Consider the following 21,167-nt stretch of genomic DNA (forward strand, 5'->3'; position numbering starts at 1 on the left):
CGGGGTGGTGTTCGTTGTCATTTTTTGGAGTCCAGCAGGCTGGCGGCGGCAGCGCGGGCTGCATCGGTAATGGTGTCTCCTGCCAGCATGCGTGCGATTTCTTCCCTGCGTTCGGTTTCTGCCAGAGCTATGGCGTGGGTTGCGGTTTGTCCGTTACGGGTCTGTTTGCCAATCCGTAAATGCGCATCAGCACTGGCGGCAACCTGCGGGCTGTGCGTAACGGCCAATACCTGCACATTCAGTGCCAGACGGTGCAGGCGCTCACCAATGGCGGCAGCGGTGGCACCACCTACGCCTGCGTCAATTTCGTCAAAAATGAGCGTGCCAATGCCAGATTGCCCGGCCAGAACCAGCTTGAGTGCTAGCATCAGGCGGGATAGTTCCCCCCCCGATGCCACCTTGGCAATGGGGCCGGGGGGCTGGCCGGGGTTGGCGGCAATAAGGAACATGACCTGCTCCATGCCGTGGCGGCTCCACTGCTCGGAGGGGAGGGGCTGCAACTCGGCCAGAAAACGGGCTTTTTCCAGTTTAATGGGTTTGAGTTCGGCCGTTACGGCCTGCTCCATTTTTTTTGCGGCAAGGGCGCGGGCATCGGTCAGGGCGCGGGCGGCCTCCATATAGGCAAGCCGGGCGTCTTCAGTGGCTTTGCGCAGGCCCTCCAGCTCGGTGGCGCCATTGTCCAGTGCATGGATGCGCGCAGTCAGTTGCGCCAGCAAAGCTGCCAGTTCATCCACCAGCACGTTGTGTTTGCGCGCAACGGTGCGCAGGGCAAACAGCCTTTCTTCCGTTTCTTCCAGCTCCCGTGGGTTGGCTTCCGTATCTGCCATAAGGCGGGAGAGCAGGCTTTCAGCTTCGGCCAGTGCGTTTTCTGCATTTTCCAATGCGCTCAGGGCTTCGGCGGTGCGGCCTGCAAGCTCATCGGTTTCAGGCGGTGTGCTGTCCGATGTGGTGGAGGGGACCAGACGCAAAAGGGCGCGGTTGGCAGCGCGCAGGGCGGCGGCTGGCCCGGTGGAGCGGCGGTCACGCGGCGTTAGTTCGGACAGGGCGGCTGCCACGGCCTCGCCCCGGCGTTCGGCCTGCTGGAGCGCGTGGCGTTGCTGCGCCAGCTGGCTTTCCTCCCCTGGCTGGGGGGCCAGGGCGGAGAGTTCGCTCACCGTATGGCGCAGCCATTCTTCCTCACGGGCGGCGTCTTCCAGTGCCTGTTGTGCGCTGGCAAGGCTCTGGCGCAGGTCCTGCCAGTGGGTAAAGGCCTGTGCGACTTTTTTAAGGAGGGAGGGCTTAATGCCGTAAGCATCCAGCAGGCCGCGATGGGTGGAGGCATCGGCCAGCCCCATCTGCTCATGCTGGCCCTGAATTTCGATAAGAGCGGAAGCAATTCGACGCAGCAGGGTCAGACCCACGGGCTGGTCGTTAATCCATGCGCGTGACCGCCCCTCGCGCGAGATAACCCGGCGCAGCACAAGGGGTTCGCCTTTGTCGGCCGGAATGCCCTGTTCTTCCAGTTGGGAGTAAACCGTATGGCTTGCCGGGGTTTCAAAACAGGCGGTTACACGGGCTTCCTCCGCACCGGCGCGGACAAGGCCCGCATTGGCGCGCTCGCCCATGGCAAGGCCCAGACTATCCAGCAGGATGGATTTGCCTGCCCCGGTCTCCCCCGTTAAGGCGGTAAAGCCGGGGTGGAGAGCAAGGTCTAGTGCCTCGATCAGCACAACGTCTCTGATGGAAAGATGTGTCAGCATAGCGACATCCGGCTTTTAGGTTCACACCTGAAATGACTGGAGTCTGCGGAACAGACTAAACAAATGCGCCTGCTCCCGCCTGAGCGTGAACAGGCATACCCTCGCTGCGAACAGGAAAGGTGAGTCCTGTATGTTCCTGTTGTGTTCTTAGTTCAAGAGTGAAAGTGAAAAAGCCGTATTACTTTTTGGTGGCCGCCGCAGGAGCCGGGGCCGGTTGTGTGCTGGCCGCAGGTGTGGAGGAACCCGCCGCAGGAGTAGCGGTTGCAGGCTGCTGCATGGCTGCCGGGGTGGCCATACGCTCATCCCGTGTGTCTGACGCCTGTGCTTTGAGCAGGTCCGGCTTGGCAGGGGTTGTAACTGCCTTGCCCGGAGGCGGCAGTTTGCCGTCGATCAGGTGGTAGCTCTTCAGCTTGTTGTAAGCGTAGTGGTACCACTGGCTACCGGGGTAGTTGTAACCCAGAACAATGGCGGATTTGCGCGCCTGATCGGTTAGCCCAAGGTCCAAGTACACTTCCACCATGCGTTCGAGTGCTTCAGGCACATGGTTGGTGGTCTGGAAGTCCTGCACAACGCGCTGGTAACGGTTAATGGCACCTTCATAATTACGTTCGCGCTGGTAATAGCGGCCAACCAGCATTTCTTTGCCAGCCAGATGGTCACGGCACAGATCGATTTTAAGCTGGGCGTCGCGGGCGTATTTGCTCTGGGGGAAGCGGGTAACCACTTCTTCCAGCGCGTCCATGGCTTCCGCCGTACCCTGCTGGTCACGCTGCACGTCTGCAATCTGCTCATAAAAGCAGAGCGAGCGCAGGTAATAGGCATAGGCGGAATCGGTGCTGGTGGGGTGCAGGCTGATAAAGCGGTTCAGCTGCTGCACGGCTTCGGGGTATTTCCCTTTAAGGTAGTAGGAATACCCTTCCATCAGCTGGGAATTGGGGATGTAACCCGAATAGGGGTAGTTCTGCTGGAGTGTTTCAAACTCGGCAGCAGCCAGCTCGTAGCGGCGTGTGCGCAGGGCATCAATGCCGTTGTTATAGAGCGTCTCCGGTGGTGCAATTTTGGGCGTAATTGGCCCTTTTTTGCTGCCGGTCAAAAGACTGCAACCCGTAAGCCCGGTCAGCACCAGAGCTGAGAGCACGAACGGCAGACGACGACGGACTGACTGTGTTTTTATAGAAATATCAAACATACCGGCTCTTCAGATCGAGACGAAATCTTATAGCATGTCAGCGGGTCAAGAAAAGCAAAGAAACGCCGATTATTGAAAGAGCCGTGCAAAAAGCTGGTCAGGCCGCAGCAGAGGTGGATTGCAGGTCTGTTGTGTCCTGCCATGCGGTCCTTTGGGCAAACAGGGTTTTGAGCAGCATGTTGTTGAGCGTGTGGCCCGAGCGGTTACCCCGGAAGCTGGCGTTGAGCACGCAGCCCGCCAGATACAGATCCCCCACCGCATCCATGATCTTGTGGCGGATGAACTCATCCGGGCAGCGCAGGCCCGCCGGGTTGAGCACAACGTCATTATCCACAACAATGGCGTTATCCAAAGACCCGCCCAATGCCAGCCCGGCCTGATGCAGGGCTTCAATTTCCTGCCGCATGGCAAAGGTGCGGTTACGGGCCAGCTCATTGCGGAAGGAGGTCGGGGTCAGGTCCAGAGCATAGCTTTGTGCGCCAATGGCGCGGGCGGGAAAATCAATGCTCATGGATAAATGCGGGCTTGGGCTGCTGTGGGGGAGCAGTTCCACCCAGGCATTCTGGTGCTCCACCCGAACGGGTTCCAGCACTTGTACCACCTTGCGTGGCAGGTCCTGCGTTTTGCGTCCGGCGCAGTCGAGCAGAAAAACAAAATCTGTGGCGGAGCCATCAAACACCGGGGTTTCCGGCCCATCAACCAGAACAAGTGCGTTGTCTATGGCGCATCCGCAAAGGGCAGCCATCAGGTGTTCAACGGTTGCAACCCGGTTTTCGGGGCGCGCTTTTTCGCCCAGAACGGTGCTCAGATGTGTTTCCACTACGTAATCATAACGCGCGGGCAGGGGGGCTGCCTGTGGCAGGTCGGTCCGCTGGAAAACAATACCGTGTCCTGCGGGGGCCGGGGCAATGGTCATGTTAATGGAGCGGCCTGTGTGCAGGCCAATACCTACGGCAGAAATGGCATGGTGCAGCGTGTGCTGGGCCGGTGCGGTTTTTTGGCGCATCTGTCGCATGGTGGTGGGGAGGATCTCCACAGATTTGGAACATGGGGTAAGCTCCCCAGACAGATTATCCATGATTCCGACCGCCCCGTATTGGTGTGGAAAGTTATCTCACACTAACGCTAGGGCCTGTTTGGGGCAGATGCGAGTCAATGATTATTGCCGTCTGTTTCATCCCCCGCCATGCGGCACACAGGTGCCGGGCGGGGGTAGCCCATAAGGCTTAGCGGCGCAGAAAGGTTGGAATTTCCAGCCCGTTATCGCCTTCACCATGGCGGGGTGCACCCTGCTCTGCCTGGCTGATGGTGGGGTGAGACTGCGCTACAGGCTCTTCCCGTGTTTCTGGCGTGGTGGCCCGGCGGAATGCACCAGTCACGCGGCCAAACAGGCTCCGTGCATTGGGGTCCTGCACAGGGTAGGCCGAGGGACGCGGCGGTTCGCTGAACAGATTGGCATGTTTGGATGCAGCAGGCGCTGGTGCGGGGGCCGGTGCAGGCTGGCGGGGCTGTTGTGCCGCAGCGGCAACCTGACCGGGAACCATGTGCGCCGGGGGGGCGGCATGGCCGGGTTGGGGAGCATAGGCCTGCTGCTGTACGGGGGCACTCTGCTCGGCCACGGGGGGCTGAGGCTGTGCAGGCGGCGGCGCGCTGGGCTGTGCCGTAGGAGCAGCGTAGGTCTGTTCTGGCTGGGCTTCGGTTTCCACTGCTGCCAGATGCGGGCGTTCAGCCGCGCCTGAGGGTACGTCAATCCCCGTGGCAACAACGGATACGCGTACGCGCCCGCTCATTTTTTCTTCAATGACCGTACCAAAGATCATGTTGGCGTCTTCTGGTACTTCGCGGCAGATGCGGTTGAAGGCTTCTTCCGCTTCAAAGAAGGTCATGTCTTCACCACCGGTAACATTGACCAGCAGGCCCTTGGCGGTGGCCATGCAGGTATCTTCCAGCAGTGGGTTGGAAATGGCGGCTTCGGCAGCTTCCACCGCACGGTTTTCACCTTCGGCTTCGCCCGTACCCATCATGGCCTTGCCCATTTCCGCCATAACGCTGCGGATGTCGGCAAAGTCGAGGTTGACGTAGCCGCGTTCCATCATCAGGTCGGTAACGCCGCGCACACCCATGTTCAAAACTTCGTCAGCCAGCTTGTAGGCTTCGCGCAGGGTGGTGCGTTCGTTGGCAATACGGAAGAGATTCTGGTTGGGGATGACAATCAGCGTATCAACATACTGCTGAAGTTCCTGAATACCTTCATCCGCCACACGTGCGCGGCGCTTGCCTTCGTAGGCGAAAGGCTTGCTGACCACGCCAATGGTCAGAATGTTCCGCTCACGCGCCATGCGGGCAATAACCGGTGCTGCCCCTGTACCCGTGCCCCCACCCATGCCGGTGGTGATGAACACCATATGTGCGCCGTCCAGGTAGCGGGCAATTTCGTCCGCGGCTTCTTCCGCTGCGGCACGGCCCACTTCGGGCTTGGCACCTGCGCCAAGGCCGTGGGTCAGGTGCGGGCCAAGCTGGATGCGGCTGTCGGCCAGACTTTTGGCCAGACTCTGCGCATCGGTGTTGGCTACAACAAACTCCACACCCTGCAGGTTGGAGGCAATCATGTTGTCAACCGCGTTCGTCCCCCCGCCGCCAACGCCTATAACGGTGATCTTGGGCGAAAAATCAGCATGAGTCTGGGGTGGAACGGTTAGGTTGAGTGTCATGTGTCTCTCCCGGACTGCGGCGGGTTAACAGGGGCGTTGTAGATAAGATTGCGAATAGTTTACCAACCTTTTGCGGGGCAAATCAAACCCTCTCACGAATAAAAGCAACCAGTTTTTGTAAAAAACCAGTTGGCGCGGCTTCGCGGAATTCCACATCACTGAACGGACGCTCCGCACTGGCCGCCCAGAACAGCAGGCCAGCAGCCGTGGCAAAGCCTGCTGCGGCTGCCGTATCTTCTGGCAGACCGGCAATATTCTTGGGCCTGCCCAGACGGACCGAGCGCGTAAAACCAGGGCCGGAATGACGGCCAACACTTACCGGCACCCCCAGAATACGCTCGGCCAGCGGGCGGATTCCATCCAGCAGGGAGCCTCCTCCGGTCAGCACAATGCGACCACTGGCCGCCATGCCAAGGCCCGCGCCATCCAGTTTTTCGCGCACCAGTTCCAGTGTCTCTTCCATACGGGGGCGAATGATGCGGCCAAGCTGGGCGCGGGAGATCTGCTCAAAATGAGGCACATCATTGCCCAGCAGTTCCACGGTCAGGATTTCGTCCTCCACGTCGGAGGAGAGGTCCGCACTGCCATACACGGTTTTCAGCCGCTCGGCATTGTCGAGCGATGTGCCAAGCCCGCGGGCTATGTCACGCGTAACATGCAGCCCGCCAACCCCGATCTGGGCGGTGTGCAGGATCTGGCCTTCACCAAACACGGCAAAGGATGTGGTGCCCCCGCCCATGTCCACAACCGTTGTGCCAAGGTCGCGTTCATCCCTGTCCAGCACGGACAGGCCGGATGCCAGCGGGGAGGACACAAGAGCCTCCATGCGCAGTTCGGCACGGCTCAGCACGGTTTCAAGGTTCAGCAGGGCGGTGGTGGCGGCATCAATAATATGCAGGCGGGCTTTGAGCGTTTCGCACAGGTGCCCCCGTGGGTCAGACACGCCCTCAGTATCATCCACCGTAAAGTCTATGGGCAGGGTGTGAATGACCTCGCGCCCCTGCACGGTGGCCTGCACGCGCCCTTCCGTAACCACGCGGCGGATGTCCGCTTCGGTTACGACCCGCCCGCCAATGGGCCAGCGCACATTGAACAGGCGGCTGGCCGGATGCCCGCAGGACAGGTTGACCACCACCTTGTCGATGGTGCGCTCGGCCATGTTCTCAGCCTGCGCTACGGTCGCGCGTATGGCAGCTTCGGCCTCCTGCAACTCGGTTATGGCGCCATTGCGCACACCAGCGGAGCGGCGCCAGCCAAAGCCTGCCACGCGCAGCATGCCGTTGGGCTCCCCCTTGCCAATAAGGCAGGTAATTTTGGTCGAGCCAATATCCAGCACCGCACTGTAGCCGTTGCGCCATGTGTGCGGGCGTTTATTGCGCTCACTGGGTGGGAGCGGAAGGGATGCTTCCCCCCCGCTCATGCGCAGTGTGGGGGAGGCTGAAGAATGGCTCCGCTTTTTGTGCAGCCGGTCCGCCAGACTGAGTGCGGGGGAAGCAGGGGAGTGCGCGGTGTCATTCATCTCGGCTTTCCTCCGTGGGGGATCGGGTGGGCTGGGTGTGGTGGGGGGTGTGCTGCGGGCTGCTTTTTGCGCCATCCCCTGCCGGTGCGGAGGGGGCAGGGGGCGGTTCAGGAGGGCGTTCGCGTATGGTCAGCCGGTCGGGCAGGCGCATGTCAATCAGTTCAACGGGGCGGTCAAGCAGCTGTGTTGTGGCGTTAATTCTGGCCAGCCGGTGAATGGCCGGGGCTTCCTCCCCTTCGGGCAGGAGCACGGTTGCGCCATCTTTCAGACTCAGGTTCCAGCGGCGGTCGCTTACCCGCACAGCAGCTGTTACGTGGGATTTTACGTCCGGTTCCTGTGCCAGCACGTCTATCAGGGCGGCGGCGTTTTCGTTCGCGCCGTCACCTACGACCAGTGGCAGTTTGGCAAAGGCAGTGGCGTCCTTGTCGTTCGCGCCCTGATCTGGCACTTTCTGCCCCTGCCGGTCGATCAGGATAAAATGGCCCTGATGCTGCCACACCGCATAAGGCGGGCGCTCGGTAATGTGCACGTCAATCTCGCCAGACAGGTGGCGCTCAACGCTTACATGGTCAATAAACGGCAGGGCGGTCAGGTTCTCACGCGCGCGGGTGACGTTGAAGTTGAGAACCGGATCCCCCACGGCAATGTTCAGGGCGGTGTGAATGGCCTCGTCACTGGTCAGGTTGGCCCCTTCAACCCGGATACTGGTCACACGCAGGGCGGAGGTGCCCAGTAATTTGTCCCGCAAGGGGGCAATCTGTTTTTGCAGGGCCGGAAGAGGCACCGCCAGATAAACCGCAGTCCCGGCCCCCGCCAGCAGCATAAGCCCGATAACGGGCCGCAGCAGGCGTTTTTGGCGCTTGAGGAATAATCCCGTGCGGGAGGGGCGGCTGGCGGGGCGCTTCATTGGCGGCAGGTGGCCTGCTCAACAAGCCAGTGGCACAATGCGGGGTAGCTAATGCCGCAATAGGCGGCCTGTTCGGGCAGGAGCGATGTTGCGGTCATGCCCGGCTGGGTGTTGACTTCCAGCAGGATCAGGCGCGGGTTGGCCGGGTCTGCATCATCCAGCCGGAAATCCGAGCGCGATGCCCCGGCACATCCCAGCGCCTTATGGGCTTCTACCGCCACGTCCAGTGCGCGCTGGGCAACATCGGGGGCAATGCGGGCGGGCAGTTCATGCCGTGAGCCGCCGGTGTTGTATTTGGCGTCGTAATCGTAAAAATCGTGGCCGCTGCCGGTGGGGGTAATGTCTGTTATGGTCAGGGCGCGTTCGCCCATTACACCCACGGTAATTTCGCGCCCGGGAATAAACTCTTCTACCAGCGCATGCGGGCCAAATGTCCAGTCCCGCACAATGCGTTCGCGCACATTGGCACCGGGCCGCACGATGGAGACACCAACGGACGAGCCTTCGCTAACGGGTTTAACCACGTAGGGGGCTGGCAGGGGGTCGCCTTCGGCAAGTTCGGCAATATCAATGACCCGGCCTTCGGCCACGGGCAGGCCAGCGGAAACAAACGCGGCGCGGGCGGCCGCCTTGTTCATGGCTGTGGCGGATGCCCGTACGCCAGAATGTGTATAGGCAAGGCCCATCCAGTCCAGAATGCCCTGAATACAGCCGTCCTCGCCAAATCGGCCATGGAGTGCGTTAAACACGACATCGGGTTTTTGTGCGCCCAGTTCGGCAACCAGCGCGCCCAGATCGGCCCCGGCATCAAGTGTGCTGACCGTATGGCCCAGACTGCGCAGGGCCTCGGCCACGCCCTGCCCGGAAGACAGGCTGACAGTCCGCTCGGACGATATGCCGCCCATAAGCACGGTAATCCGTTTGGAGGTGCTCATGCGCGGGCTCCCTGTGTGCGGCCAAGACGTTTGATTTCCCAGTGCAGTTGCACGCCCGAATGCTGGGCGACGCGCTGGCGTACGGTATCCCCCAGTGTTTCGAGGTCATGGGCGGTGGCATTGCCGAGGTTGATCAGGAAGTTGCAGTGTTTTTCACTGACCTGGGCATCGCCCTGGCGCAGGCCACGGCAGCCAGCCTGATCAATCAGCTCCCACGCCTTGCGGGCGGAAACCTCGGGTTCGGGGTTGCGGAAGGTGGAGCCACCCGTGCGTGCGCGCACAGGCTGGGACTGCTCACGCGCTGTGCGGATATCGCCAATGCGTGCGGCTATGTCCGCCGGGCTGGCAGGCATGCCGCGCAGGCGCGCACGCACCACCATGGCCCCTTCGGGCAGGCCGGAGCGGCGGTAGCCAAAGCGCAGGGCGGCGTTGCCAAGGCGGACCATATTGCCATCACGGGTCACAATTTCCGCCCAGTCCAGCACGCTGGCAATATCCGCTCCATAGGCTCCGGCGTTCATGCGCACGGCCCCCCCGATGGAGCCGGGAATACCTGCCAGAAACTCCAGCCCCGCAAGCCCCGCCTGTGCCGCGTGTTCGGCTACTGTGGCATCCAGGCAGGCGCTGCCCACCACAAGCCCGTCCGCTTCCACAGCAATATCGGCAAAGCCGCGGGCCATGCGCACCACAATGCCGTCCAGCCCGCCATCGCGGATAATCACGTTGGAGCAGGCTCCAAGGGCAATAACGGGCAGTTCGGGGGAAAGGCGCTGGAGCATGCCTGCCAGATCATCCGCATCCCTGGGCTGGAACAGCCATTCCGCCGGACCACCAACGCGGAACCACGTACGCGCCCCCAGCGGGGCCTGCGCGGTAACGCGTCCATGCGTGCCGGCAAAGGCGTGGCGAACCATATCTTCCAGCGTGGTTGCGGGCGTGCTGTTCATGCCGCGCTTCCACCTTTCTGTTCAGCCTGCAAGGCGGCAAGCTGGGCAGGCAGAGCCTGCGCCCAGTTGGTGATGGTGCCCGCACCCAGACACACAACATAGTCCCCCGGCTTGGCAATGGCGTTGATCATTTCTGCCAGATGTTCAGGGCTGGAAAGCGGGACAACAGAGCGGTGGCCGCGTTCACGCAGCCCTTCTATCAGCCTGTCGCGGCTGGCATCGGGCAGGGGGTCTTCGCCTGCGGCGTATACGTCGGAGACAATAACCGTGTCGGCATCGTTCATGCAGGTGCAGAAATCGGCAAACAGGGTTCTCAGGCGGGAGTAGCGGTGCGGCTGCATGACCGCAATAACCCGGCTGGCTCCAGCCTGGCGGGCGGCCTTGAGCACGGCGGCAATTTCCACCGGGTGGTGCCCGTAATCATCAATCACGGTAATGCCACCGGCTTCCCCCGTACGGGTAAAGCGGCGCTTGACCCCACGGAAGCTGGCCAGCCCGGAACGGATCACATCATCACTGATGTCCATTTCGGTTGCGACGGCAATGGCGGCAAGGGAGTTCTGCACATTATGCGCGCCCAGCATGGGCAGGCGGAAAGGCCCGGCCTTGCGGGTGCGGCGGGTAACGCGGTCTGTCAGCGTGACCTCAAACGTAGCGCCCAGCTTGTCGGTAATTACCTTTTCGGCCCGCACATCCGCCTGTGGGGAGAAGCCATAGGTGACAATCCGGTGGTCAGACAGGCGCGGGATCATCTGCTGCACGGCAGGGTGGTCTATGCACAGTACGGCAAAACCATAGAACGGCACGTTGGAGACAAACTGGTCATACGCTGCCTCCATGGCCTCGGCAGAACCCCAGTGGTCCAGATGCTCGGGGTCCATGTTGGTAACGACCGAAATAACGGAGGGCAGGCGCAGGAACGAGCCATCGCTCTCATCCGCTTCCACCACCATCCAATCGCCCTTACCCATGCGGGTGTTGGTGCCGTAAGCCTCGATAATGCCGCCGTTGATAACGGTGGGGTCCAGTTTGGCGGCTTCCAGCACGGCAGCCACAAGGCTGGTGGTGGTGGTTTTGCCATGTGTGCCGCCAATGGCCACGGACCAGCGCAGGCGCATGAGTTCGGCCAGCATTTCCGCCCGGCGGACAACAGGGATCAGCTTGGCGCGGGCTGCAACAACTTCGGGGTTGTCACGCTTGACCGCGGTGGAAATGACCACAACCTGCGCATTGCCCAGATTGGCGGCGTCATGCCCGATTGTAACCGGAATACCCGCAGCCCGCAGGCGTTTGACATTGGCGTTTTCCGCTATGTCCGAGCCCTGTACGGAGTAGCCCAGCAGGCACAGAACCTCTGCAATGCCGGACATGCCAATGCCGCCAATGCCGACAAAATGGATGGTTCCGATGGAAAGGGGCAGGGCTCTCATGTGCGTGTCTCCGTCTCGTGTGAGGGCGGATGGGCGGGTGAAGGAGAAAGTTGGAGGCATTCTTCTACTATATCAGCCAGACGGAGGGCGGCATCCGGGCGGGCCAGCGTGGCAGCGGCGGCTGCTGCACGGGCCAGGTCGTCCGGGGCGGTGAAAAGGTCTTGCAGGCGGGCTGCCAGTGTTTGTGCGGTAAAGTCGGGCTGGCGGATCATCCAGCCTGCGCCCGCGTCGGTTATGGCGCGGGCGTTTTCGGTCTGCTCATCGGAGGCGGCAATAGGCAGGGGGACCATGACCGCAGGGCGGCCTGCGGTGGTAATTTCCGCCACCGAGGAGCCTCCTGCCCGCCCGATGACCAGATGGGCTGCGCGCAGGATGTCGGGCACATCGTTCAAAAACGGCTCCACACGGGCTTGCACGCCAATATCGGCATAGGCTTTGCGCACGGTGTCCACGTCATCCGCGCGGGCCTGCTGGGTAATGTGGATGCGTGCGCGCAGGGCGGCTGGCAGGCGGCCAATGGCTGCGGGCACCACCTGCGAAAAAATGCGCGCCCCCAGCGAGCCACCCCAGACCAGCAGGTTGATCGTCCCGTTCGGGGTAGGCCATGCTTCCCCCGCCAGCGCGGCAATGCCGGGGCGCACGGGCATGCCGGTCAGCACGGTTCTGGCCCCCATGGGCAGCTTGGCCACGGTGGGGAAGGAGGTGGCAATTACGTCAGCAAAGCGGGAGAGCACGGCATTGGCCTTGCCCAGAACGGCATTGCCTTCATGAATGATCAGCGCAGGGTGCCTGCGGCCGAGCAACCGCGCGCCCAGCAGGGGCGGAATGGAGGGGTAGCCGCCAAAACCGATAACCGCATCAGGCTGAAGAGTGTGCAGGATGCCCCGCGCCTTCCATGCGCTGGCCAGTAGCGTAACCCCTGCGCGCAGGGCGCGTATGGGGCCACGCCCGGCCACACCTGCACCGCGCAGCACAAACTGTGGTGCATTGGAAAAAACACCGCTGGTGCGTTTGCCTGCGCGGGCATCGGTCATCAGCACAATGTGGTGGCCACGGGCAACCAGTGCGTCAGCCAGTGCTTCGGCGGGGAAAAAATGACCGCCAGTGCCCCCGGCCGCGATCACAATAGTCTGTGGCTTCATGCTGACCGCCATTGTCTGAGAGTGGAGATAAAGCCATTGCCCGAGCGCAGGCCCCCCGGTTGCTGCCGGGTCAGGGCCAGCACCATGCCAATAGCCAGAGCAACAGACATGGCCGAAGACCCCCCATAGGAAATGAATGGCAGCGTCATGCCCTTGGTGGGGATAAGATGCAAGGTGGAAGCCATGTTAACAAACGCCTGAAGGCCAAAACCCGTTAGCAGCCCGGTCGTGGCGATGACCACAAACGGGTCATCCTCGCGGATCAGGCGCAGCAGGGTCCGCACCACAATGGCGGCAAAAACGCAAATGATCAGCAGGCAGATGACAAGCCCGTATTCTTCCCCCGCCACGGCAAACACAAAGTCCGCATGAGCGTCGGGGAGCAGGTCCTTGACCCGGCCTTCACCCGGCCCGCGGCCCATAAGCCCGCCATTGCCAAAGGCGCGCAGGGCCGTATCAATCTGGTAATGGTCCCCCACATTGGGGTGCATGAACCGCTCCACGCGCGAGCGCACATGCGGGAAGATAAAAAACGCGGCAATGCCTGCCGCAATCATGCAGGCAAAACCAAACCCCACAAAAATCAGGTTCAGCCCGTCCACAAACAACTGGACCAGAAAAACAGCGGTAATAACCGTAAGCATGCCAATGTCTGGCTGGGATTTAAGCAGCAGCAGAATAAGCCCATACAGCCCGAATGCGATGAGCATCCCCGGAAAATAGCGCGAAATACGGCGCTGGGTCAGCAGCCACCCCGTGACCACGGCAAAGCAGGGCTTGAGAAACTCCGATGGCTGCAAAGACATGAGCGGCAGCGCAATCCAGCGCCGTGCTCCCTTGATCTCGATCCCGTGGACCAGTGTAAGCATGGTTGCCCCCAGCATGAGCGCCCCCCCGATCAGGGAGAGCCGCAGCACCGTCCGGCGCGAGAGCATGGAAACCCCGGTGACAATAACCCCCGCCACGCTCAGGAACATGACCTGCTTGAAAATGAACATGTTGCGCGACGCACCAATGCGCACCGCAACTGCCGGGCTGGCCGCAAGCATGAGAATGTAGCCAAAGCCGATAAGAATGAAGGTGCAGACCAGCGTTGTCCGGTCCACGTTCCGCCACCAGCGGCCAAAAGGCGAATCATCAGTGCGGGAATAACCGGCCATGCTTGTCCTACTGCCCCGTCGTGCTCATCTGCTGCGTACGCACAGCATGGGCCAACGCCTGAAAATGCTGCCCGCGTGCCTCAAACCCGGCATACTGGTCAAAGCTCGCACAGGCGGGTGAGAGCAGGATAACGGGCGTATGGGTCTGCTGTGCAAGACTGTAGGCTTGGGGGACTGCTTTTTCCAGTGTCTCCACCACGGTATGGGGCACGTTGTGGCGCGTAAGGGTTGCTGCCAGCTCCGCTGCATCCCGCCCGATCAGGAAGGCATGGGTGATACGGCCAAAATATGGGCTCAGGCTTTCTATCCCGCCTTCCTTGGCCATCCCCCCTGCAATCCATACCAGCCGGTCATAGCACCCCAATGCGCGGGAGGAGGCATCGGCATTGGTGGCCTTGCTGTCGTCTATGAAGGCAATGTTGTTGCAGGTTTCAACCAGCTTCTGCCGGTGTGGCAGACCGGGGAAGGAGGCAATGGCCTGTGCTGCCACGGTATCCGCAATACCCAGAAAACGGGCCATGGCCAGTGCGGCGGCTGCATTCTGGGCATTATGCGCACCCGGCAGGGCGGGGGGGAGTGTGGCCAATGCCGCGCTGTTGTGCCAGACCGCGCCATTCTGGCCGTAATAGCTGGCGGCAGGGTTGGTGCCGGACACGGTTATGCAGGGTGTGGCCGACTGGGCCAGATGCCCGGCAATGCGGGTGCATTCAGCATCGTCAATGCCAACCACGGCAATATCGTGTGCTGTCTGGCCCGCAAACACACGTTGCTTGGCCTGTGCATACCCGGCCATGCCTGCGTGGCGGTCCAGATGGTCCGGGGTCAGGTTGAGCAGGCAGGCGGCATCAAAATGCAGGGTGTCCAGCCGTTCCAGCATGTAGGACGACATTTCCAGCACATACACGCCGTTATCGGGGAGCAGGGGCAGGGCTAGTGCTGCGGGGCCAAGGTTGCCACCGGCTGCAACCGGCACACCGACCTGTTCCAGAATATGGGCGAGCAGGGTGGTAGTGGTGGATTTACCGTTGGTGCCGGTAATGCCCGCAAAGCGCGCCTTGCTGCCTGCGGCGCGGACTGCGCAATAAAGCAGTTCCGCATCGGACAGAATGGGCACACTCGCTGCAATGGCCAGTGCGGCAACCGGGTGTACACGCGGCAGGTGGTGCGGAATACCGGGGGAGAGAACAAGCGCGTCAAACCCCGCCATATCCTCCAGCGGGGCGCAGGTAACGCGGGCAGCCTGCTCGGGGGGCATGTGGGCCAGCGCCTGGGTCAGGCCTTGGCGTCCGGCCTCTCCGTCATCCCATGCCTGAACATGTGCGCCACATGCGGCCAGTGCCTGCACGGCAGGCAGGCCATTGCGGCCAAGGCCCAGCACGGCAAAACGTTTCACGGCAAACACAGAGGGAGGGAAGGTGCTCATCGCAGTTTCAGCGTGGCCAGACCACACATGCCCAGCACGATGGAAACAATCCAGAACCGGATGACAATCTTGGGTTCAGCCCAGCCCTTTTTTTCAAAATGGTGGTGGATGGGCGCCATAAGGAACACGCGGCGGCCCGTACGCTTGTACCAGAACACCTGAATGATGACCGAGAGTGTTTCCACCACAAACAGCCCACCAACAATGCACAGCACCAGTTCGTGCTTGATGGCAACGGCCAGCGAGCCAAGTGCCCCACCGAGGGAGAGCGAGCCCGTATCCCCCATAAATACGGCGGCAGGTGGTGCGTTAAACCACAAAAAGCCTAGCCCGGCCCCAACAAGGGCTGCGCAGAACACTGCCAGTTCCCCCGTGCCGGGCACGGCATGGACCTGAAGGTAGTCTGCAAAAACATGGTTGCCCACCACGTAGGACAGAATGGCAAACACCAGCGCCGCCACCACCACGGGGCCAATGGCCAGCCCGTCCAGCCCATCGGTAAAGTTGACCGCATTGCCAAAGCCGGTAATCACGATCATGGCGAACACGGGGTAGAGCAGGCCGAGGGGGAGCAGCAGCTCCTTGGCAAAAGGGAAGGCCAGATGGTTGGCCAGTTCAGGCGGCATCAGATACTGTAACCACCCCCCGCATATGAGCGATATGGCAAATTCCGAGCCGAGGCGCGCCCGTTTGGAAAGCCCATCCGTGTTGCGCCGTGCCAGCTTGCGGTAATCATCGGCAAAGCCAATCAGGCCAAAGCCCAGTGTTGTCAGCAGCACGGCCCATACAAACCCGTTTTCCAGATTACCCCAGAGCAGCGTAGCCACCGTGAGTGCGATCAGGATAAGCATGCCGCCCATTGTGGGGGTTCCGGCTTTTTCAATAATATGCCGTTCAGGCCCAACCGCGCGGATGGGCTGCCCGTAACGCTGGATACGGCGCAGCATGGTAATGAGCGGCCTGCCCAGAAGCAGGCTGATCCCCAGTGCGGTCATGCAGGCACAACCCGCCCGGAAGGAAATGTAACGCAGCAGGTTGAGCAGCGTAATGTGCCCGTCATGCACCGCGTGAGAGACCAGTAGATACAGCATTCAGGTGGGCTCCACGGTGTTAAGGGTTTCAAGGGCTGCAATGACATCGCGCATGCGACTACCCAGACTGCCTTTGACCAGCACGGCATCTCCCCCGCGCAGGGCGGCACAGGCCAGAGGAGCAAGGGCGGCGGCGTTGTCCGCCCATGCGCCCTGTCTGGCGGGGGGCAGGGCATCGAAAAGGGTTTTCATGTAAGGTCCGCAGCAAAAAACAAGATCGGCCGAGGCAGCCGCTACTGGAGCAAGGGCTGCGTGTTCAGTTGTAGAGAATGTTCCCAGTTCGCGCATATCGCCCAGAATGGCAATGCGGCGGGTGGCAGGCAGGTGGTGCAGGACGTCCAATGCCGCGCGGATGGAGGCAGAGGAGGCATTATAGCTCTCGTCCAGCAGGGTTATGGCTCCCCCCGCAATGTGGCTGAGTGCCCCCCGGCCCTTGCCGGGGGCAAAGCCTTGCAGTGCCGTGGCTGCTTTGGGCAGGTCCGCCCCAAGGGCTGCGCAGGCGGCCAGTGCGGCCAGTGCGTTGCGGGCCAGATGCAGGCCGGGTGCTGGCACATGCACGGCTACCTCTACCCCGGCAATGCTGGCGATAAACTGTGTGCCATCGGCCCCGGAGTGCACAGCGCCCATATGCGCGGTGCTGCCAGGGCTGGAGCCCGTGCGCCACAGGGTTGCATGGGCCTGTTGTGCGGCCTGAACAAAAAAAGAAGCACCGTGCGCATCATCCGGCACCACAGCCACGCCATGGGCTGGCAGGGTGGTGATAATGGAGGCTTTTTCTGCCGCAATGGCGTCCAGGCTCCCCATATGGCCCAGATGGGCGGAGCCTATGGTGGTAATAACCGCCACATCGGGGCGAACCATGCGGGCAAGGGGGAGGATCTCGCCGGGGTGGTTCATCCCGATTTCACTAATGCAGAAGGCTGCATCTCGTGGCAGGCGGGCAAGGGTCAGGGGCACGCCCCAGTGGTTGTTATAGGAGGCCTCGGCCGCATGGGTCGGGCCATTGGCGCTCAGGCACAGGCGCAGCATTTCCTTGGTGGTGGTTTTGCCCACGCTGCCGGTTACGGCCACGACCTTGCCGGTAAAACGCGCACGCGCGGCTTGGGCAAGCTGTTGCAGGCCCACCATTGTATCGGCCACCACCAGCACGCGCGGGTCGGTCAGCCCGTCTACCGCATGCACCATGGCGCATGCCGCTCCCTTGTCCAGTGCAGCCTGAACATGGGTGTGGCCATCGCTGGTATCCCCCTTAAGGGCAATAAACAGATCACCGGCGGCAAGGGTACGTGTGTCGATGGAAATGCCGGTTATGGCCTGCTCAGTCAGGTTTCTGGCAGGGACTTCAGGCTGTGTGCCTGTGAGGGCAGAAGGGCCTGCTGCGGGCAGAAAATACCCACCCGTTGCCTGTTCCAGTTCCGTGCGGGTCCATAAGGTGGTCATGGCTGCCCCACTACGGCGCGAATAACTGCGGCATCATCAAACGGCAGCACGGTTGTACCTATAATCTGCCCCTGTTCATGGCCTTTACCTGCCACCACCAGCACATCCTTTGCTCCAAGCATGGACAGGGCCTCTGTTATGGCCTGCCTGCGATCCCCGATTTCCAGCGCATCGGGCGCGCCCGCGCGGACCTCTGCACGGATTTGTGCGGGGTCTTCCGAGCGGGGGTTATCATCTGTGATTATGGCAATATCAGCGCCATGTGCAGCCGCCTGTGCCATAAGGGGGCGTTTGCCCTTGTCGCGGTCTCCGCCTGCGCCAAAAACCACCACCAGTCGCCCCTGTGCATGTGGCCGCAGGGAAGAGAGCAGGCGGGCCAGTGCATCTGGCGTGTGGGCATAATCCACATAGGCACTGGCACCATTGGGTAATACGGCGGCCCGTTCCATGCGCCCGCGTACCCCGACCAGAGCGGGCAGCAGGTCCAGTGCTGCGGGCAAGGCGGCCTCGTCCTGCACAGCCAGAGCCAGAGCCAGCAGGGCGTTATCGACCTGAAAACGCCCGGGCAGAGGGAGCATGACGGTTTTAACCAGCCCGTTGCAGCTTATGCGCAGTTCCTGCCCGGCGGGAACGGCCTTGCAGTCCAGCAGGCGCAGGGTCGTGCCGTTGGTGCCGGTCAGGCGCAGGTGCAGGTTGCGGGTCTTGGCAATGCCGTGCAGTGCATCAAGCGTTGTGGCATCCATGTCCGCATTGGCGGCGGCAATGGCGCCTTGGGGGAGCAGGGTATCAAACAGCCGCAGCTTGGCCGTGCGGTAGGCGGCCATGGTGCCGTGGTAGTCCATGTGGTCACGGGTGAGGTTGGTAAACCCGGCGGCCTGAAGGTGCAGCCCATCCAGCCGCCCCTGCTCCAGCCCGTGGGATGATGCCTCCAGTGCTGCGTAATGCACCCCTGCGCGCTCCAGCGCGGCCATCCCGTTGGCCAGTGCAACCGGGTCCGGTGTTGTCAGGGGGGGGAAGGTAACCCCCGTACCTTCGGCCCCGGTCAGCCCCAACGTGCCAATGCCGGCTGCCTTGTGGCCCTGTAATGCCCAGATCTGGCGCAGGAAGTCGGTTGTGCTGGTTTTGCCGTTGGTGCCGGTTACGGCAACCAGATGTGCTGGCTGTGGGCCAGCCAGCATGGCAGCCCAAAGGGCCAGCACGTGGCGCGGGTCGGGGCAGGTGACAAATGGCCGCTCTGGCACACCCTGCGGCCAGAGCGTGCCGGTTGGGGCCAGAATGGCCGCCGCCCCCTGTTGCACGGCTGCTGCAATATAGGTGCGGCCATCTACCCGCGTGCCGGGGAGTGCGGCAAATACAACGCCCGGACCTGCCTGCCTGCTATCGGCCGTAATGGCGCTCACATGCGGGTCGGTGGTGGTCGCGCTCAGGTTAAGGGCGCGCAGCAGGGTGGAAAGGAGTGTGCTCATTCGTCCATGTTCTCCCCTGCTGTTTTTTTGCGGATTGCCAGAGTATGCGCAGCCGTGGTGCGTGCCAGTTTTTCTGCCTGCCGGGTGGCGCGGTGTTCGGCCTCAAGCTTGCGCGGGTCTCCGGGGTCGTTCCCCGGGCCGAGCGGGCGAACGCCCCGTGGCACCGCCGGGTGCATGGGTATGGCCAACTGGGCATCAATCTGGGCCGCGTGCTCCACATCGGGGAAAATCTGCAACATGGGGCCAATGCGTGAGATCACGCGCGAGACTGTGGGGGCCGCGTTCCAGCCTGCTGTTGTCCAGCCGTGGGTCTGGGGGGTGGGCTGTGGGCTGTCCAGCATGACGTACACGGCGTAGCGCGGCGCGTTCATGGGGAAAATACTGGTAAAGGCAGAAATATTGACGTGTTTGAGGTAGCCGCCATGCGGGCCGATTTTTTCTGCCGTGCCGGTTTTTCCGCCTACAAAATACCCGGGGGATTCAGCCGTTCGGCCTGTGCCCTGCGTCACGTCCAGCCGGAGCAGCCTGCGCAGCAGCGCCGAATTGCTTTCGGAAAGAACGCGCACGCCCTGCGGAATAACCGGGGCTTCGGGCATGGGGGCACCGGTGCCTGTTGGCAGGGTGGGTAATGTCTGCCGCAGGGCTGCACTTTGCACACCCTGCTCGAACTCCTCTGCGGGGGAGGCGTCTGGCGCGGGTGGGTCGGGGTCTTCTTGGTCCAGCAGGGTGGGTGTGACCAGAATGCCACCGTTAACCGTGGCCGCCGTGCCGCGTACAATAGCCAGTGGTGGTTCGGCCACACCGTGACCAAACCCTACGGTCATGGTTGTGGCAAGGCCCCACTGGCGGGGTACCAGCGGGCGGGCGGCTTCGGGCAGTTCCACCGGCACGGGGGCAAAAAAGCCCATGCCGCGCAGCCACTCGGCCTGCCGCTTGCCGCCCACATCCAGTGCGATATGTGCTGCCGCAGGGTTGGAGGAATAGGCCATGACCTCGGGTAGGGACAACCATGGAGCAAAATGGTCGTTCTTCATGTCCCGGATGGTAAAACGCCCGATTTTGAGCGGAACGGAAGAAAAACTGTCCCATATATGGATGGTGCCAGTCTCCAGCCCCATGGCTGTGGTTTGCAGCTTGAAGGTAGAGCCCGGCTCATACAGCCCGGTTACAGCGCGATTGAACCGCTCATCGTTTGTGGCGTGGGAAAACTCGTTGGCATCATAATCGGGCAGGCTGACCATGGCGATAATTTCGCCCGTGCGCACGTCCATGACAATGCCGCATGCGCCAATGGCCTGGAATGTGTCTTTGGCAGCAGCGACCTCTTCACGCACGGCGGACTGCACGCGAATATCCAGTGAAAGCCGCAGGGGCTTGCGGTCCACCAGCAGGCGTTTGTTAAAAAAGCGTTCCACGCCGGCAATGCCGTTATCATCAATATCCACGGCCCCCATAATCTGGGCGGCCATGTGGCCCAGCGGGTAGTGCCGTTGTTCCCCCGGCTCAAAATAAATGCCGGGAATGCCCAGATTGTTAATGGCCAGTTCCTGCTGGGGCGTAATGTTGCGCGCGATGTACACAAACTGCTTGTGGCGGGCCAAACGCTCGGCGGTTTCAGGCTCGTTCAGGTCATGCAGGACGGATTTGAGCTTGTGGGCAACATCAACCGGGTCGATCAGCTCCTGTGGGTTGGCGTAAACCTGCGCTACCGGCAGGGAAAGGGCGAGTGTCTGCCCGTTACGGTCCACAATGGAGGCCCGGTGGACCTGCGGCAGAACGTAATCTCCCGCCAGACTGCCCTTTGGGTCAATTTTGGGTATTTTTGGCACCTGTGGTGCAATCTGGCGCTGCTCGGGCACCATGGGGTGCAGTACTGTGGCGATTGTCAGCTTGATGGCAACGCAGGCAAATAGCGCGCAAAACCCGGCGGACACACACAGCAGCCGCACATGCATTGTTTCCCTGTGCGCGCGGGCGCGCAGGTCATCCCCCGTTACACCAATTGTGCGTGTTGTTTCGGAATCATGGCGTGGGGGGCCGACCATATCGTATCAGAAGGACTTTCAGC

The 21,167-nt window shown here is 61.8% G+C and carries 16 protein-coding genes; all 16 read right to left on the reverse strand.

Features of this window, described 5'->3' with window-relative positions; translation table 11 throughout:
- Positions 1–17 precede the first annotated feature (17 nt).
- Entirely contained in the window at positions 18–1,739 is a 1,722-nt protein-coding gene (recN, locus tag ACSYTG_RS03715) for a DNA repair protein RecN (RefSeq protein ID WP_489783073.1), read from the reverse strand.
- A gap of 178 nt (positions 1,740–1,917) precedes the next feature.
- Positions 1,918–2,928 (reverse strand): outer membrane protein assembly factor BamD, encoded by a 1,011-nt coding sequence (locus ACSYTG_RS03720; RefSeq protein WP_489783072.1) that lies wholly within the window; start codon positions 2,926–2,928, stop codon positions 1,918–1,920.
- A gap of 97 nt (positions 2,929–3,025) precedes the next feature.
- Positions 3,026–4,006 carry a UDP-3-O-acyl-N-acetylglucosamine deacetylase gene (lpxC, locus tag ACSYTG_RS03725; protein WP_489783071.1) on the reverse strand — a complete coding sequence of 327 codons (981 nt, stop codon included), beginning with the start codon at positions 4,004–4,006 and terminating at the stop codon, positions 3,026–3,028.
- Between the two features lie 148 nt (positions 4,007–4,154).
- Positions 4,155–5,639, reverse strand: a complete 1,485-nt coding sequence (gene ftsZ / locus ACSYTG_RS03730; RefSeq protein WP_489783070.1) for a cell division protein FtsZ — start codon at positions 5,637–5,639, stop codon at positions 4,155–4,157.
- Positions 5,640–5,721: 82 nt separating this feature from the next.
- On the reverse strand, positions 5,722–7,158 hold the full coding sequence (gene ftsA, locus ACSYTG_RS03735; RefSeq protein WP_086645592.1) for a cell division protein FtsA: 1,437 nt from the start codon (positions 7,156–7,158) through the stop codon (positions 5,722–5,724).
- Positions 7,151–8,065 carry a cell division protein FtsQ/DivIB gene (locus ACSYTG_RS03740; protein WP_489783069.1) on the reverse strand — a complete coding sequence of 305 codons (915 nt, stop codon included), beginning with the start codon at positions 8,063–8,065 and terminating at the stop codon, positions 7,151–7,153. Before ACSYTG_RS03740 ends, ftsA begins: the two co-directional genes overlap by 8 nt.
- Positions 8,062–9,000 (reverse strand): D-alanine--D-alanine ligase, encoded by a 939-nt coding sequence (locus tag ACSYTG_RS03745; protein ID WP_086645590.1) that lies wholly within the window; start codon positions 8,998–9,000, stop codon positions 8,062–8,064. Before ACSYTG_RS03745 ends, ACSYTG_RS03740 begins: the two co-directional genes overlap by 4 nt.
- Entirely contained in the window at positions 8,997–9,947 is a 951-nt protein-coding gene (gene murB / locus ACSYTG_RS03750) for a UDP-N-acetylmuramate dehydrogenase (protein ID WP_354857165.1), read from the reverse strand. Before murB ends, ACSYTG_RS03745 begins: the two co-directional genes overlap by 4 nt.
- The gene (gene murC / locus ACSYTG_RS03755; protein ID WP_086645588.1) at positions 9,944–11,377 is read right to left on the reverse strand and encodes a UDP-N-acetylmuramate--L-alanine ligase; all 1,434 of its coding nucleotides are present in this window, start codon (positions 11,375–11,377) and stop codon (positions 9,944–9,946) included. Before murC ends, murB begins: the two co-directional genes overlap by 4 nt.
- Positions 11,374–12,519 carry an undecaprenyldiphospho-muramoylpentapeptide beta-N-acetylglucosaminyltransferase gene (murG, locus tag ACSYTG_RS03760; RefSeq protein WP_489783068.1) on the reverse strand — a complete coding sequence of 382 codons (1,146 nt, stop codon included), beginning with the start codon at positions 12,517–12,519 and terminating at the stop codon, positions 11,374–11,376. Before murG ends, murC begins: the two co-directional genes overlap by 4 nt.
- The gene (locus tag ACSYTG_RS03765) at positions 12,516–13,679 is read right to left on the reverse strand and encodes an FtsW/RodA/SpoVE family cell cycle protein (protein ID WP_086645587.1); all 1,164 of its coding nucleotides are present in this window, start codon (positions 13,677–13,679) and stop codon (positions 12,516–12,518) included. The genes murG and ACSYTG_RS03765 overlap by 4 nt, the downstream gene beginning before the upstream one ends.
- Positions 13,680–13,686: 7 nt before the next feature.
- Positions 13,687–15,102, reverse strand: a complete 1,416-nt coding sequence (gene murD / locus ACSYTG_RS03770; RefSeq protein WP_489783067.1) for a UDP-N-acetylmuramoyl-L-alanine--D-glutamate ligase — start codon at positions 15,100–15,102, stop codon at positions 13,687–13,689.
- Entirely contained in the window at positions 15,099–16,193 is a 1,095-nt protein-coding gene (gene mraY, locus ACSYTG_RS03775; RefSeq protein ID WP_086645585.1) for a phospho-N-acetylmuramoyl-pentapeptide-transferase, read from the reverse strand. The genes murD and mraY overlap by 4 nt, the downstream gene beginning before the upstream one ends.
- Positions 16,194–17,633 (reverse strand): UDP-N-acetylmuramoyl-tripeptide--D-alanyl-D-alanine ligase, encoded by a 1,440-nt coding sequence (locus tag ACSYTG_RS03780; RefSeq protein ID WP_489783066.1) that lies wholly within the window; start codon positions 17,631–17,633, stop codon positions 16,194–16,196. It abuts the gene before it with no gap.
- Entirely contained in the window at positions 17,630–19,099 is a 1,470-nt protein-coding gene (locus ACSYTG_RS03785; protein ID WP_489783065.1) for a UDP-N-acetylmuramoyl-L-alanyl-D-glutamate--2,6-diaminopimelate ligase, read from the reverse strand. Before ACSYTG_RS03785 ends, ACSYTG_RS03780 begins: the two co-directional genes overlap by 4 nt.
- On the reverse strand, positions 19,096–21,144 hold the full coding sequence (locus ACSYTG_RS03790) for a peptidoglycan D,D-transpeptidase FtsI family protein (RefSeq protein WP_086645582.1): 2,049 nt from the start codon (positions 21,142–21,144) through the stop codon (positions 19,096–19,098). Before ACSYTG_RS03790 ends, ACSYTG_RS03785 begins: the two co-directional genes overlap by 4 nt.
- Positions 21,145–21,167 lie beyond the last annotated feature (23 nt).

Source organism: Acetobacter sp. ESL1128 (genome assembly GCF_058505085.1).